Raw genomic sequence first — 14,711 nt, forward strand, 5'->3', positions numbered from 1 at the left:
TGAAGTGCTTTAACACTATAAGGGGATATAGTGTTAAAAAATTATTATTGGTTAGGGTTAAAATGGTTAATTAATTATTTATATAAATAAGTTAATTACTATTTTTTTAATTCATCTAAACATTTTTGGCAGATGTTTTTACCTTTGTAGTTAACAACATCTCTAGCATCTCCACAGAATATGCATGCTGGCTCATATTTCTTTAATATGATTTGTTCTCCGTCTACATAGATTTCTAAAGCATCTTTTTCTGCTATATCTAATGTTCTTCTTAACTCTATAGGAATAACTATTCTTCCTAGTTCGTCTACTCTTCTTACTACACCTGTTGATTTCATTATACTTCATCCTTGCATTTTACAACTTTCGACAAAACGCATTATAATATTAACAAACTTGTCATATTAAGTCAATATGTTTTGTCAAAAAAAATGTTTGTTTACAATTTTTTTTATTCTCAATCAATTATATATTCAATATACTACCATTTTTTTGAAAAGTCAAGGTAAAGATTAATTTATTTTACATAAATAAACTAACTTTTATTTAACAAAAAGTTAAATAAAAGGATAAATTTTGATAAATTAATATAAAATTCTATTAAAAAACCGACGATTGATGCAGTTAAATTAGCATATAAAATAAAATTGGAAAAAAATAATAAAAATGTCGTATAACAAATTATTTATTATATATAATATTCTATGATTAAATTAATAGTTTGTTTATTATTATTTAAGAAAATATAAAAAATATATAAAAATAAGAAGAAAAATAGAATAAAAAGAAAAATATAGAATATTAAATAAATAAGTCAGATTTAAAAAGTAAAATATATTTAAATTTTAATAAAAAAATTTGAATATATTTTACTTATATAGGATTAAATATAAAAGAAGAATATTATTAAAATGGATTATTTATATAATTTTTATGTTTTATCTATAAAATAAGTTAAGAAAGAACAAAATAGAGGGTGTTAACTTGTAATGTGATTATAAATACTATATAATACATAATAAGGGTTTACAACGAAATTTGAGGTGTACTATGGATATTAATAATTTTAATTCTGAACAAATAAAAATTTTAGCGGAAGAAATGTCAAAGAGCAGCATGGTTTCTTATGATGAATTACCAAAATATGATTTATTTCTTTCACAAGTTATAGACTATTTAAATGATAAGTTTACGGAAGATAAATTTACTAATAATATAGTTCAAAATTATATTAAAAGTGAGGTAATATCAAAGCCGGAAGATGGAAAAAAACGTGGATATACTAAGGTGCACTTAGCTCAATTGGTTTTATTAAGTTATATGAGACCCTTACTAAAAACCGATGAGATAAAAAAAGTATTTGCTCTAGCATTTAATGATATCAATGATAGAAGTGATGATATAATATCTTGGGAAACGGCTTATAAGATGTTTGGGGAAGTACAAGAAGAGAGTATAAAAAGATTCTTAGAGATGCCATTAGTAGATAATGACAAAATAGAAGAAATAATTAAAGTTTCTGATATAAAAGAGGAAGATAGAGATTGTATAGTGACTTTCTTAACGGTTATGACATTAATTGCACAAGCAAGCGTTGTAAAAAAGGTAGTGCAAAAAATAGTTAATGGATATCATGATGAAGAAAAGTAAAAAAAAGTTGAAGGCGAAGCTTCAACTTTTTTTGTTTATTCAAAGAAAGAAATATTATAATTACAACTAAATTCTTTTTCAGGTAAAAGTGATTCAATTGCAGCTTTATCCTTAAATTCACCAGTGAATCCATCAAAATCTGCATGTCCAAACCAAGGTTCAATACAAACAAAAGGAGCACCAGTATCCTTTGTCCATAAACCTAAATATGGGAATTGACCAAAGTCAAATTCTAGATATTTATTATGGTTTTTAGATTTTAATGAGATTTTATCTGACTTTAAGTCTTTGAAAACTAGAGCATCATTTTTAAATAAATCAAAAGAAAGTGGAATTATATTTTCATTTTCTAAGAACGGTTTTTCTTCTTTAGAAAAATAACCAGCTCCAACTAATGGCATAATATTAGCGTTTTCTTTTTTATTAAATTCAAAATAGTAATCATCGAAATTATCATTTTCAATAGGACACATAAATGCTGGATGAGCTCCAATTGAGAAATACATTTCTTTATCATCTAAATTCTTTACTATATAATCAATACTTAAGTTTATATCATTTAAAGTATATTTTATTATAAGTGAAAATTTAAAAGGATAAACATTTAATGTATCTTCAGAATAATTTAATTCAAAAGAAATTGAATTATTAGTTTGTTCTATCATTTCAAAATCACGAACTCTAGCAAGACCATGTTGAGGAAGTTCATAAGTTTTTCCATCTACATTGTATTTTCCGTTAAATACTTTACCAACTATAGGGAAAAGTATTGGTGCGTGATATTTCCAATAAGATTCATTTCCAGACCATAAAAATTCAGTATTATCTTTTTTTCCTCTTATACTATGTAATTCACCACCATGGTTACTTAAAGAGATTTTTAAGTGTTCGTTTTCAAGAGTATAAATCATAATCTCATCCTTTCAGAATAGTATATTTTAAATTTATTATATCACTAATAGTAGATAGTAAAAAAGCTAGAAAACAATCATTTAAGATTATTTTCCAGCTAGTTAACATACTATTTAGGATTAACATCCTTATATATGTAGTTTTGGATTTGTTCTTTTGTTTTTTGTTCATTAAATGTTAAATACCAAACACCATCTATCATTTCACCTTTACAATATCCATCTAGAGGGAAACGCATATTTTCTACTGGAGGAATACCAGTTGAAGCTACTGATGTAGCTACGCTAAGTATTTTAGATGGAGTTAAGTTTGTTTCAACGTAAGGTAAAAGTTTGTTTATTGTTTCTGGATATTCAGAAGCTTTTAAAGTTGAAAGTTTCTTTATGATTGCATCAAGAACATTTCTTTGTCTTTCAGTTCTCTCGTAATCTCCATCACCAACATAACGGACTCTTGCATATCCAACAGCTTGTGTACCATTTAAAATTTGTTCACCTTCATGAACTGGTTTATATTCAGTACCAGTTATTTGTGCAACATTTTGAACGTATTTATTAACTTCGTTAACTTCATAAGGTTTTATATTTATTGAAACCCCACCAATGTCATCTATTATTTTTGCTAAGTTATCAAAGTTAACAGTTACATAGTCTTTTACATTAAGTCCAAAGTTTTCATTTATTGTTTTTAATGCTAGAGTAGGACCACCATAAGCATACGCATGAGTTAATTTAGTTTTTCCATGTCCATCAACTTCAACATAACTATCTCTCATAAGAGAAGTAAGCTTTATTTTATTATGTTTAGTATCTATTGTAGCTATCATTATTGCATCAGAACGTCCAACATCATTATGATCTCTACTATCTACTCCAAAAAGAGCTATGTTTAATATACCATCTTGAAATAAGTCCTTATTAGATTCATCAATACCTAAAGATTTATCGTCTTGAGCTATATTCTTTATGTCCATTTTATTTAATGTTGAATATATATATGTAGCACCTAGTCCTATACTTATAAGTAATATAAAGAATAGTGCTAATACTATTACTTTCGCTTTACTTTTTTTCTTAGGACTGTCATTCTTTGTGTGTTTACCTTGCGACATTAGTTTCACCGACTTTCATAAAATTTTACATATTTCACTATTATAATTTTATTCCTATTCATTAACAAAAAAGTTACATTTTTATTAATTATACATATTTATAATTTATGTGTATAATTAATATAATTAAAGTTAACTATATTAATTATAAGGAGTAAATTATGAAAAAGAAATCAAAAAGTTTTTTGCGGAAAACTATAATATTTCTTGTTATGTTTATAAAGAAGATAAGTGATGATGATATTTTTGCTTTAGGAGCTCAATTGGCATATTATATGATATTATCATTTATTCCATTTTTAATATTTCTAATGACTTTAATAGGTTTTAGTCATTTAAATAGTGATTATGTACTTCATTTATTAAGTAATGTTATGCCTATAGAAGCTTATAATTTGATACAAAGTACTGTTGTGCAAGTTATAGATGGAGAACAAGCAGGATTATTATGGATAAGTATTGGGTTAGCTATATGGGTATCATCCTCAGGGTTTAAAGCTGTAATAAAAGGATTAAATAAAGCTTATGGAGTAAAAGAAACAAGATCATATGTAAAGTTAAAGATAATTTCAATTATATATACAATTTTATTAGCTTTAGTTATTATAGCTACATTGTTTTTATTTGTATTTGGTGATGTGATAGGAAACTTCTTAATAAGAGTTCTTGAACATCCAGAAGTTTTATATTTTATATGGAATATTTTAAGATATATAGTTGTTATTTTAATTATGATTTTATTTTTTATGTTTTTATATAATGCTACTCCTTGTGCAAGACTAGGGTGGTTAGAAGTAATTCCAGGAGCTGCTATTACAACAATAGGGTGGATATTGATCTCATATATATTTGCATATTATGTTAATAATTTTAGTAATTATTCTAGATTATATGGAAGTTTAGGAGCTGTATTTATGTTTATGACATGGATGTTCATAACATCTATGATTTTAATACTAGGTGGAGAAATAAATGCTGTTTTAGCTGAAAAGAATAATTTAGGAGAGTTATAAAAGTTAAAAAGACATTGAACATTAATAAACTTTGTTCAATGTCTTTTTATTTAGAAATTTTAATTATTTTTCATAACCATTTGGGTGATTTTTATGCCACTTCCAAGCAGTTTCAATTATTGTTTCTAGTGAATTGAATTTTGGTTTCCAATTTAATTCTTCAATAGCTTTATCTGATGATGCTATTAATGTTGCTGGATCTCCGGCTCTTCTAGGCGCTACCTCAGCAGGAATTGGATGACCAGTTACTTTTCTAGCAACTTCAACAACCTCTTTTACAGTAAAGCCTGTACCATTACCAAGATTATATATTCTACTTTCTCCACCATTCATCAATCTATCTAATGCTAGTGAATGAGCTGATGCTAAATCTGATACATGTATATAATCTCTTACACAAGTACCATCTTTAGTGTTATAATCATCTCCAAACATCATTATCTTGTCTCTTTTTCCTAGAGCAACTTGTAATATTAAAGGTATTAGGTGAGTTTCAGGTGAGTGATCTTCACCAATTTTTCCATTAATATGAGCTCCAGCTGCGTTGAAGTATCTTAAAGCAGTGTACTTTATTCCATAGCAAGTATCACACCATTTTAAAATCTTTTCAACAAGAAGCTTAGACTCTCCATAAGCATTTGTTGGAAGATTCTTATCAGTTTCTAATATAGGAATATTTTCAGGTTCTCCATAAGTAGCTGCTGTTGATGAGAATACTATATATTTTACACCATAATCTTTCATAGCTTCTAATAAGCTTATAGTTCCTGAAACATTGTTATTAAAGTATTTTAAAGGTTCTGTCATGCTTTCACCAACAAGAGAGTAGGCAGCAAAATCAATAACAGCTTCTATATTATTTTCAGTAAAAATCTTATCTAATATTTTTCTATCTCTTAAATCACCTTTATAAAGTTTTCCACCAAGAATAGCATCTTCATGTCCTTTTTCAAAGTTGTCTAAGATAACAACTTCCTTATTATTTTCAAGTAGTTCTGCAACCATATGACTTCCTATATAACCTGCACCACCACAAACTAAAATTGCCATGTTAATACCTCCAATAAATATAATTCTAATATTATTATACACTATTATAAGTAAAAGTTTTACTAAAATAAATAGATTTTCCTATGGAATATGAATATTTTTTACATTTTTGGTTAAAATGGTAGATAGTAATTTTTTAGGAGGTAATATTGCATGAATAAAATAGTATTATTAGGACGTTTAGTAAAGGATCCAGAATTAAGGTATGTAGAGGGTGGAGAAAAAGTATACACGAAGTTTACAATTGCTGTCTCAAGAAACTTTAAATCTTCTACAGGTGAAAGAAAAAAAGACTTCATTCCAATAATAATGTGGGAGAAAAAGGCAGAAATAGCTTGTAAGTATTTAAAAAAGGGTGATTTGTTAAGTGTTAGTGGGAGACTTATAACAAGAAGTTTTGAGGATAATGAAGGAAGGAGAAGATACGTAGTAGAAGTTTCGGTAGAAGATTTTAAGTGTGTTAATTTCAATCATGACAAAGTAGATAATAATTTTTAATATAAAATAAAAGTAGTAAGTAACAATTCACTTACTACTTTTTTAGTTTATTATAATTAAATTATCAGAATTTAAGAATTATTTTAAAGCATTTCCGATTCCAACACCAAAGTCGAAAGCTTCTTGTGATTCTTTTTCTGATGGCTTAAATTTAACTTTTAATCCTTCAACAGGCATTTTCATTCTTAATTCTTTTAATCTTGTTTCAATTCTAGGAACAGCTTCGCCACTCCATCCGTATGAACCAAATGCACCAGCTATTTTTCCACCGTGAACTACAGGGTTAAGTTTTGATAATAAGTCTCTTACTGGCTCAAGAAGTTCATTTACTATTGTTGGAGAACCAAATAATATAGCATCTGATGAACCAACTTCACCAACTAATTCTGCCATATCATGTTCTATTATATTGAATAGATTTATTTCTAAATTTCCAGTTGATTTCATACCTTCAGCTATTTTTTCAGCTAATTGCTTAGTGTATCCATATGCAGAAACATAGAATATTGAAGCTTTTTTAACTTCATTAGCTGGAGCTGGAGTACTCCATTCTTTATAAAGGTTAACTATTTTAAATGGATTAGCTCTTAAAATTGGACCATGACCTGGACAGATAATTTCTATGTCTAAATCCTTTATCTTATCAAGTGCTTTTAAAACATATGGTTTGAATGGTCCCATTATGCAGTCAAAGTAATATTTTAATGCTTCCATATATTGTTCTTCATTTGGAATTAAGTCGTCAAACATTTCTTCGCAAGAATAGTGACTTCCGAATGAATCGCAAGTGATAAGAGTTTTATCTTCTTCTACGTAAGTGTAGATTGTATCAGGCCAATGTAAGAATGGTACTGACATAAATTTTAAAGTTTTATTTCCTAAAGAAATTGAATCACCATCTTTTACAGGAATTGATTCAAAGTCTCTATTTACTATTTCTTTTACATAATTAATAGCAATTGGCGATGCTACTATTTTAGCATTAGGAGCTAATTCTAATAATTTATCTATAGAACCAGCATGGTCAGGCTCAGTATGACTTACAACTATATAGTCAATCTCTGAAGGCTCAACACCTAAGTCTTTTAATCTTGCTACATATTGATCAAAGAATTCAGCCTTTACAGTTTCAAAAACTGCTGTTTTTTCACTACCTTTTACAACATATGAATTGTAAGTTGTACCATAAGGTGTATACATTATTATGTCAAATACTCTAAGGTTTGGATCTAATGCCCCTACCCAAAATAAATCGTCTTTAATATTTAAGTGCTTCACTACATACGCTACATATTTTTTGTAGAATAATATGCAGCTACCTCCCTTCAAAATGTAATATTTTATAAATTAAGAATTGTAATACACATAAACCTAAAAATATTGATGTTATTAATTAAAAAGTTAAATTCTCATTATATATAGAATTACCAATAATTATTTTACTATGTCAAATAACAGAATATATTTTTGATAAAACCTTATAAAAAGTGCATTTATTTTTCTAATTAATTAATAATATCAAGTAATAAATTTTATTACTTGATATTATTAATTATACACTTTTAGGATTAAAAGTAAATAGAGATTGGACATTATTAACTTAATTTTAAACTAAAAGATAATTGGGAATTTTCAGAAAATTACAAAGAAAAATAGAAGGACTTTAATTGGAATTTATTAAAAAAAGAAATCATATCTTAGAAATTTAAGATATGATTTCACTTTTTTATTTTTATTACAATCTTATTTTAAGAAATTATTTTTTCTTTTTCTTTAATGTTAGGTAAGCACCAGCAGCTGATATAGCAACACCAGCAGTAGCTAATGCGCCTGCACCTATTGGAGCACCTGTGTTAGGAAGGTTGCCTCCATCTTTTTTGTTTGTAGTAACTTCTAAGGCTATCTTATCTGATTCTTTTCCGTTTTTATCAATTGAAGATACTTCGAACTTATACTTAGTATTAGGATTTAAATCCTTAGCTAAGAATTCAAGTGGAGTCTTATCAGTAGGAACTCTGCCTATTTCCTTTCCATCTTGATAAACAACATACTCTTGAATTGGTTCTGCCTTTTCAGGAGCATTCCAGCTTAATAAAGCACTATTGTGAGTAACTTTTTTACTAGCTAAATCGGCTGGTGCAGCAGGCTTTTCTTCTGGATTTTCAGGTTTCTCTGAATCGCCAGGTTTTTCAGGATTTTCAGGTTTCTCTGAATCACCAGGTTGATCAGGATCAACTGGCTTTTCAGGGTCAACAGGTTGATCAGGATCAACTGGTTTATTTGGTTCATCTGGGTTTACAATAGGAGGTAATGCTACATCTCCATCTAATCCTTTAACTGCCACTTCGTATATTCTAGCTGCAGAGTCAGCGCCTTGAGTAGGTTGAATAATATTTAATCTAACATATCTAGCTTTAGTAACAGGGAAGGCATCATTACTTACAGCCTTTGTATTATCATTTACATTTAATACAGGAGTAAAGTTTTCACCATCATTACTAACTTCAAGAGAATATGCTCTAGTATTCATACCGCTACTTTCTCCACCAGCTTCAGCATGGCTTATTTCTAATTCACCTATAGTTTTAACATCCCCTAAATCTATAGTTAATGTATGTGGAGCAGAGCCAACAGCACACCATTTAGTTTTAACATCTCCATCTAAAGCATATTGAGGAGCTTCATTTTCATTAACAAAGCTTGATGCTGTAGCAGATTTATTAAGTGATAAGTTTACTAAGCCATCCTTTGCAGCATTTGTAACTGTTATAAGTTCAGTTTTAGTTTCAACATTTTCTCCAGAAGAGTTTTTGGCAGTAAGTATTACTGGATAAACTCCTTCTTTTTCGTAAGTCACAGTTGGGTTTTGCTCTGTACTAGTTTCAACTGTAGCGCCTGGGAATTTCCATTCAATTTCTTCAGTAACTTCTGAACTTGTATTAGTAAATGTTACAGATTGACCTGGAGCTATTAAAGTATTTGAAACTTTGAATGATGCTGTTGGAGAAGGATAAGCAGGCCATTCCATATTTATAGTTTGACTAGTTCCTCTATTGTAGTTTTTGTTAACAGCAACAACTTCAAATGTAGTATTTGCTTCTTTGTCATTTCTTCTTAAGTCACTAACATAATAATTTGTATTAGGAGTTGCTCCTAATAGAATTTTAGTTCCATCTTTCATAACTCTATAAACTTCATAGTGATGTACATCAGAAGCACTTCCTTCAGGAGTCCATGAAAGTCTAGCACCTGCATATATTCCATCTTTAAAGTCAACATCATTTAAATTAGCATTAGATACATTAACAATAGAACTTGAGTTAGGTGTTTCAATTGTTATATTGCCCAAATTAGCTGAGAAGTTTTCAACACATACAGGGCTTGATAATTTATAAGAAATAGTTTTAATTGATTTTCCTACATATGGTGAAATATCATAAGTAAGTTTAGTCCAGTCAGTACCAAGTTTTTTATCTGCAGCAATAGTAGCCTCTGTACCATCATGGAATGTAAGAACTAAATCCATATCTACAGTATTTCCATTAGCCTTAGCAGTAGTTGTAAATTGAACACCTTCAGGTAAAGCTAAATCAGCACTATAAAGTTTTATTGTAGAAGCTTTTCCTTCAGCTAGGTAACCAGAAAGTTTAATTGAGTTACCTCCATAGTAAGCAGTAGTATAGTCTATGTCAGCTTTTACATTGTTACTTTCTTCATTTGAAATAACCCATCTATAAGTTGGCATTATATCATTTAAGCTTCTGTTATTCCAATCTTGAGTGGATACCTTAGCTCCATCAACATAGAAGTCATATCCATTACCCATATTAAAGTTTGTTGTGAAAGGAAGAGTAGTTACAGCACTTTTTTCGACAGAATAAGTTGAAATTCCTCTCCAATCAAGGTTTTGAGCATTAGTGCCTTTTGATGGATCTCCGTTTTCATTAACCCATAATCTACTTTCGTTATATTGGAATTCTTCTGGAGTTTTAGCATCGAAATAAGTCCAGCTTGGACAATATAATCCTAATGAAGTAAATGGAGCTTGGTTATCTCTTTGATAATGAGTCCATCTAATCGGAGTTTTATAGCCATTTGCTTGAACGTCTATTCCAGCATATAAATCATAAGGATTAATTCCAGTTTCCGTAGCTTTTTCATTAGATACTCTTAATAAATCTTTATCTTTTAAACTGTTGTATGTCCACCAGAAGTTCAAGAACATACTATCAGCAACTTTATTTTTATCTCCATCTAATAAGAAGTACTCATTTTTATCAGTTAAAGCATTTTGCCAATCCATTTCACCATCTTTTGTCATTGAATCATACCACATGATTTCAAGTTTTCCATTAGACTTAGCTTTGAATTGTTTTATTAATTCTTGCATAAGTTTAGCATGCTCAGGAGTTAAAGGTTCTTCTTTAGTTCCTTCAGTTTCTTGATTTATGAACCAGCCATCAAAGCCGTAAGTATTAGCAACTTCTATTAATTTATCTACTATAGGGAAGTTACCATTTGCATCCTTTTGAAGGAATTGGTCAAGCCATTCCATTTTTCCACCATGAGCAGTCATAGGGAAGAATACAGTACCTAAAACAGGAACACCATTTCTATGAGCAGAATCAGTAACATCTGGACTTGGAGGAACTATTAATCCTTCTCCAGCTGATCCACCCCAGTAAACCAATTTATCTATGTATTGCCAATAAGAGAATGTATTAGCACTAAATTTATTTGAACCTTGTGATGGGTTACCACTAGTGTTTGAATTCATTATAGAAATTGCTACAACTTTAACATCTTTGTTTTGAGTGTCATTAATAGTGTCAAGTTTCTCTTTTTCGACTCTTTTTGCTAATGGAACTGTGCTTTTATTGAAGTTTGTATCTTTATCAGTGCTAGCATTCCATTTTAATAAATCTTCTGGATACCAATAAGATGAGATCGGTTGATTTTGAATTGAGTTTGAAGTTTCTTCTTGAGTTTGTACGTAGTTTACAATATTTTTGTCTTGTTTAGGCGTTGCGTAAGTTACCTTTCCTAATGCGTTAAAAGAAAATGCAAATGCTGCAAAAACACAAAGTAAAGCCCTTCTACGCTTACGCATTTTTTGTTTGTTTGCCATAAAAAAAATCCCCCTCATATTAATTTTTTGTATAACGATTACAGATGAATTATTACATAGTTATAAAATTTCATAAATATAACTAATTACATAAAAAGTGGATAAATTTCAGTTATTACATCGTTTTCATAAAATTTATTAGGAATCTATGAAAAAATATAAAAATATAAATAAAAAAAATAAAATATTCTCAGAAAAATACAAAAAAAATGAATTTTGGGTTTTGATGAAGGGACTTATGTCGTTAAAGAACGATAAAAAATTCTAAAGAGTATGCATGATTTGACATGTTTTTTCAAATAAAGATGGTAATATAAAGATAATTGATGCGTACATGCATATAACATAGGGAAATAAGGGGGAAATTCAATGAGAGTCATAAAAAATTTGTGTAAAGAAGTAACTTTAGAAGATAAATGTTACCAATTTTCTTATAGATTGATAGAAACCAATTTGGGAAAAAATATGGTATATGGCATAGAAGTTGAAAGAAAAGATTTTATAGATGAAGTTTTAACCAAGATAGAGAGAGATTCTGTTGAGAAAATATCTCCTAATAAGGATAAAGTTGAAAGTTTAATTAATAAGCTACATAAATATGAGGTTTCACCTATACATCTAATAGATGTTATAGGTGAAGATGTCGATAATTGTATAGCTGACTTCGGCTGGTAGTAGTATCATAGGAGATAGTAGAATATTAATTAAATAAGGGAGAGGATCTCTATGATAATAGGTATTGGTATTGACATCATTGAAATAGAAAGAGTAGAGCAAGCTATTCAAAAAAATAGGAGTTTTATAAATAAGTTATTTACAGAAAAAGAAATAACTTATTTTAATAATAGAAGTATGAATAGCGAAGTTATAGCTGGAAATTTTGCTGCTAAAGAAGCTGTAAGTAAGGCTTTAGGAACTGGTATAAGGGGATTCTCTTTTAAAGATATTGAAGTTCTTAGAAATCAATTAGGTAAGCCAGAAGTTACTTTGTATAATGGTGCTAAGGCAATAGGAAATGAGCTAGTTGGAGATAATAAATCACTAAAGATACATTTAAGTATCTCTCATAATAATAGTAGTGCTATTGCGTATGCTGTATTGGAAGGTGAGTATTATGGAAATTTGTAGCTCTAATAGTATAAGAAATATGGATAGAGAATATATTGAAGTATTTAATATGCCAAGTATAGTTTTAATGGAAAATGCCATAATTAAATTTTTAGAAAATATAGATTTAACTAAAGAGAGCTTTACTATTATTTCTGGAAGGGGCAATAATGGTGGCGATGCTTTAGGCATTGCAAGACATCTGTTAAATAAAGGTAAAAAAGTCTACGTACATATATTAGAAAAAGAAAAGGATGGATCTGAAGATTATAAAATAAATCTTGCTATATTAGAAAAGTTAGGATGCCATATAAAAGATATATCCGAATTTAAACATATAGAAGAATTAAAAAATGACATAATAAATAGCCAGATTGTTATTGATGGTATATTTGGAACTGGACTTAATAAGAATATCTCAGGAATGTATCTTGAAGCTATAAGATGCATAAATGAAAATAGTAAGTTTATTGTTTCAATAGATGTGCCATCAGGTATTAATGCAGATACTGGAGAAGTTTTAGGAATAGCTATTAAGGCTAATAAAACAATAAGTTTTCAAGTTTATAAAATGGGATTTTTAAATTATAAGAGTTTTGAATATATAGGAAATCTAAAAATTGTAGATATAGGAATTCCTAAATTCATAGTGGATAAATATTCAGATAACATTAGATTTACAGATATAGAATATGTAATAAGTAAGTTCCCTTATAGGGACGAATTTGGACATAAAGGTACATATGGTAAGTGTTTGATATTTGCTGGACATAAAGGGTTTATTGGAGCGGCTTATATGACAGGAAGTGCTGCAATAAAAACAGGAGCTGGATTAGTTACAGTATTAACTCATGAAGATGTTCAAAGTGAATTATCTATTAAGTTAAACGAAGGAATGACAGGTAAATATAACTCTTTAGAAGAATATAATGATCTACTAATTGGATGCGATGTGGTTGCTATTGGGCCTGGTATGGGAAATAATGATACTACCTTCAATAAATTAAAAGAGGTATTAGAAATTTATAATGGAAATCTTGTTATAGATGCTGATGGAATAAATGTATTAGGTAGAGAAAAATCACTTTTAAAAAAATATAAAGGAAACATAGTTATAACTCCACATCCAGGTGAAATGGCAAGGTTACTAGGAATAGAGATTAAGGATGTTGAGAAAAACAGAATAGAAATTGCTAAGAGCTATGCAAAAGAAAATGGAATCATAGTTTTATTAAAGGGATATAACACAGTAATAACAGATGGTGAAAAGGTATTTATAAATCCTACTGGAAATAGTGCTATGGCATCAGGTGGAATGGGTGATACCTTAACAGGAATTATTACTTCCTTAATATCTCAAGGGTTGGATGTTTTTGATGCTGCCGTTTTAGGAGCATATATACACGGATACATAGGTGAAGAGTTATCAAAGGAAAGTTTTACAGTAAGTGCTATGGAAATCATAAAGAATATTCCTAATAAAATGAAAGAATTAATTAGCTTTTAGAATAAATAAGATTACTAATTAATAGTATGTAAGGTATAAGGTTTCAATAGGAGGATTTTCATGAGAGACAAGAGGGATGCCATACTCATAATACTATTAATTATAATCTTAGGAGTTATAGGTGGACTAGCTATCTACCAAAGAACTTATAATTTAACACCAGAAGATATATTAGAGGATATGTTTTCTATAGAGTCTTATGAGACAGAAATAACATATGATGTCAAAAATTCTAGAGGACAGTTCCAAGAAAAAGGTAGAATTTATTATGATGAAGAATTGGGAACAAAGATTGTTTTAGATGATAGAGAACAATTATTTAAAGAAGATAAAATAATAATAAACTACTTTAAGGATGAGAAAACTTATGAAGTTGGAAAGGATTATGACCAGTTTTATAGATTCATGTTTATAAATGAATTAAAAGATTTATGTAATGAAGAACATAACTTTACTTATAGATGGAATGATGAAAATGAGAAATCTGAAGTAATATTAGAGCTTAAAGATTTAAATGGAAATGAGAATTTTGCAAGGGAAGTAATTATTATAGATGCTAATAAAAAGGTTCCTAAGGAGGCTGTAATTTACGGAAGAGAGGATTCGGAAAGTGTTTCTATAAGGTTTAACAACTTTAGTAAGGTTAAAAATTAAATTTATTTTTGTGGTTGTTTAAATTTAAACAACCACAGTATTTATTTAATTTATTTAAAGAAAATTAGTATTAGGAATTGT

The 14,711-nt window shown here is 28.7% G+C and carries 13 protein-coding genes; 7 read left to right on the forward strand and 6 right to left on the reverse strand.

All coding sequences use genetic code 11. The annotated features are described in order from the left end of the window. Positions 1–98: 98 nt before the first annotated feature. A complete protein-coding gene (locus AC2JAQ_RS01080; RefSeq protein ID WP_003476163.1) occupies positions 99–338 on the reverse strand; it encodes an AbrB/MazE/SpoVT family DNA-binding domain-containing protein in 240 nt (79 codons plus the stop codon). A 712-nt stretch (positions 339–1,050) separates the two neighbouring features. On the opposite strand from AC2JAQ_RS01080, the gene AC2JAQ_RS01085 reads away from it, so the two are divergent. Beyond that, positions 1,051–1,650: a DUF1836 domain-containing protein gene (locus tag AC2JAQ_RS01085; RefSeq protein ID WP_488457491.1), complete on the forward strand. Its 600-nt coding sequence runs from the start codon at positions 1,051–1,053 to the stop codon at positions 1,648–1,650. A 35-nt stretch (positions 1,651–1,685) separates the two neighbouring features. Here AC2JAQ_RS01085 and AC2JAQ_RS01090 read toward each other — a convergent pair whose 3' ends face one another. Next, a complete protein-coding gene (locus AC2JAQ_RS01090) occupies positions 1,686–2,561 on the reverse strand; it encodes an aldose 1-epimerase family protein (protein WP_488457492.1) in 876 nt (291 codons plus the stop codon). 110 nt (positions 2,562–2,671) lie between these two features. Beyond that, a complete protein-coding gene (locus AC2JAQ_RS01095; protein ID WP_488457493.1) occupies positions 2,672–3,673 on the reverse strand; it encodes an LCP family protein in 1,002 nt (333 codons plus the stop codon). A 161-nt stretch (positions 3,674–3,834) separates the two neighbouring features. Here AC2JAQ_RS01095 and AC2JAQ_RS01100 point away from each other — a divergent pair, with 161 nt between their 5' ends. Further along, positions 3,835–4,686 carry a YihY/virulence factor BrkB family protein gene (locus AC2JAQ_RS01100; protein WP_488457494.1) on the forward strand — a complete coding sequence of 284 codons (852 nt, stop codon included), beginning with the start codon at positions 3,835–3,837 and terminating at the stop codon, positions 4,684–4,686. A gap of 63 nt (positions 4,687–4,749) precedes the next feature. Here the strand turns inward: AC2JAQ_RS01100 and galE are convergent, their stop codons facing one another. Continuing rightward, positions 4,750–5,736: a UDP-glucose 4-epimerase GalE gene (galE, locus tag AC2JAQ_RS01105; RefSeq protein WP_488457495.1), complete on the reverse strand. Its 987-nt coding sequence runs from the start codon at positions 5,734–5,736 to the stop codon at positions 4,750–4,752. A gap of 153 nt (positions 5,737–5,889) precedes the next feature. Between galE and AC2JAQ_RS01110 the strand changes: the two genes are divergently transcribed. Continuing rightward, positions 5,890–6,234 (forward strand): single-stranded DNA-binding protein, encoded by a 345-nt coding sequence (locus AC2JAQ_RS01110; RefSeq protein WP_488457496.1) that lies wholly within the window; start codon positions 5,890–5,892, stop codon positions 6,232–6,234. A 78-nt stretch (positions 6,235–6,312) separates the two neighbouring features. Here the strand turns inward: AC2JAQ_RS01110 and AC2JAQ_RS01115 are convergent, their stop codons facing one another. Further along, complete coding sequence (locus AC2JAQ_RS01115) at positions 6,313–7,512, reverse strand: FprA family A-type flavoprotein (protein ID WP_488457497.1); 1,200 nt, start codon at positions 7,510–7,512, stop codon at positions 6,313–6,315. A gap of 478 nt (positions 7,513–7,990) precedes the next feature. After that, the gene (locus tag AC2JAQ_RS01120) at positions 7,991–11,362 is read right to left on the reverse strand and encodes an endo-beta-N-acetylglucosaminidase (protein WP_488457498.1); all 3,372 of its coding nucleotides are present in this window, start codon (positions 11,360–11,362) and stop codon (positions 7,991–7,993) included. Positions 11,363–11,731: 369 nt separating this feature from the next. Here AC2JAQ_RS01120 and AC2JAQ_RS01125 point away from each other — a divergent pair, with 369 nt between their 5' ends. From AC2JAQ_RS01125 to AC2JAQ_RS01140, 4 genes are read left to right on the forward strand one after another with little or no spacing between them, the layout of a single operon-like run. After that, on the forward strand, positions 11,732–12,037 hold the full coding sequence (locus AC2JAQ_RS01125) for a DUF6514 family protein (RefSeq protein WP_488457499.1): 306 nt from the start codon (positions 11,732–11,734) through the stop codon (positions 12,035–12,037). A 51-nt stretch (positions 12,038–12,088) separates the two neighbouring features. Next, positions 12,089–12,490 carry a holo-ACP synthase gene (gene acpS / locus AC2JAQ_RS01130; protein WP_488457500.1) on the forward strand — a complete coding sequence of 134 codons (402 nt, stop codon included), beginning with the start codon at positions 12,089–12,091 and terminating at the stop codon, positions 12,488–12,490. Continuing rightward, positions 12,477–13,976, forward strand: coding sequence for an NAD(P)H-hydrate dehydratase (locus AC2JAQ_RS01135; protein ID WP_488457501.1), 1,500 nt, complete (start codon positions 12,477–12,479; stop codon positions 13,974–13,976). The genes acpS and AC2JAQ_RS01135 overlap by 14 nt, the downstream gene beginning before the upstream one ends. Positions 13,977–14,036: 60 nt before the next feature. Beyond that, positions 14,037–14,630 (forward strand): germination lipoprotein GerS-related protein, encoded by a 594-nt coding sequence (locus tag AC2JAQ_RS01140; RefSeq protein WP_488457502.1) that lies wholly within the window; start codon positions 14,037–14,039, stop codon positions 14,628–14,630. Positions 14,631–14,711 lie beyond the last annotated feature (81 nt).

It is taken from the genome of Clostridium sp. LIBA-8553, from assembly GCF_057782465.1.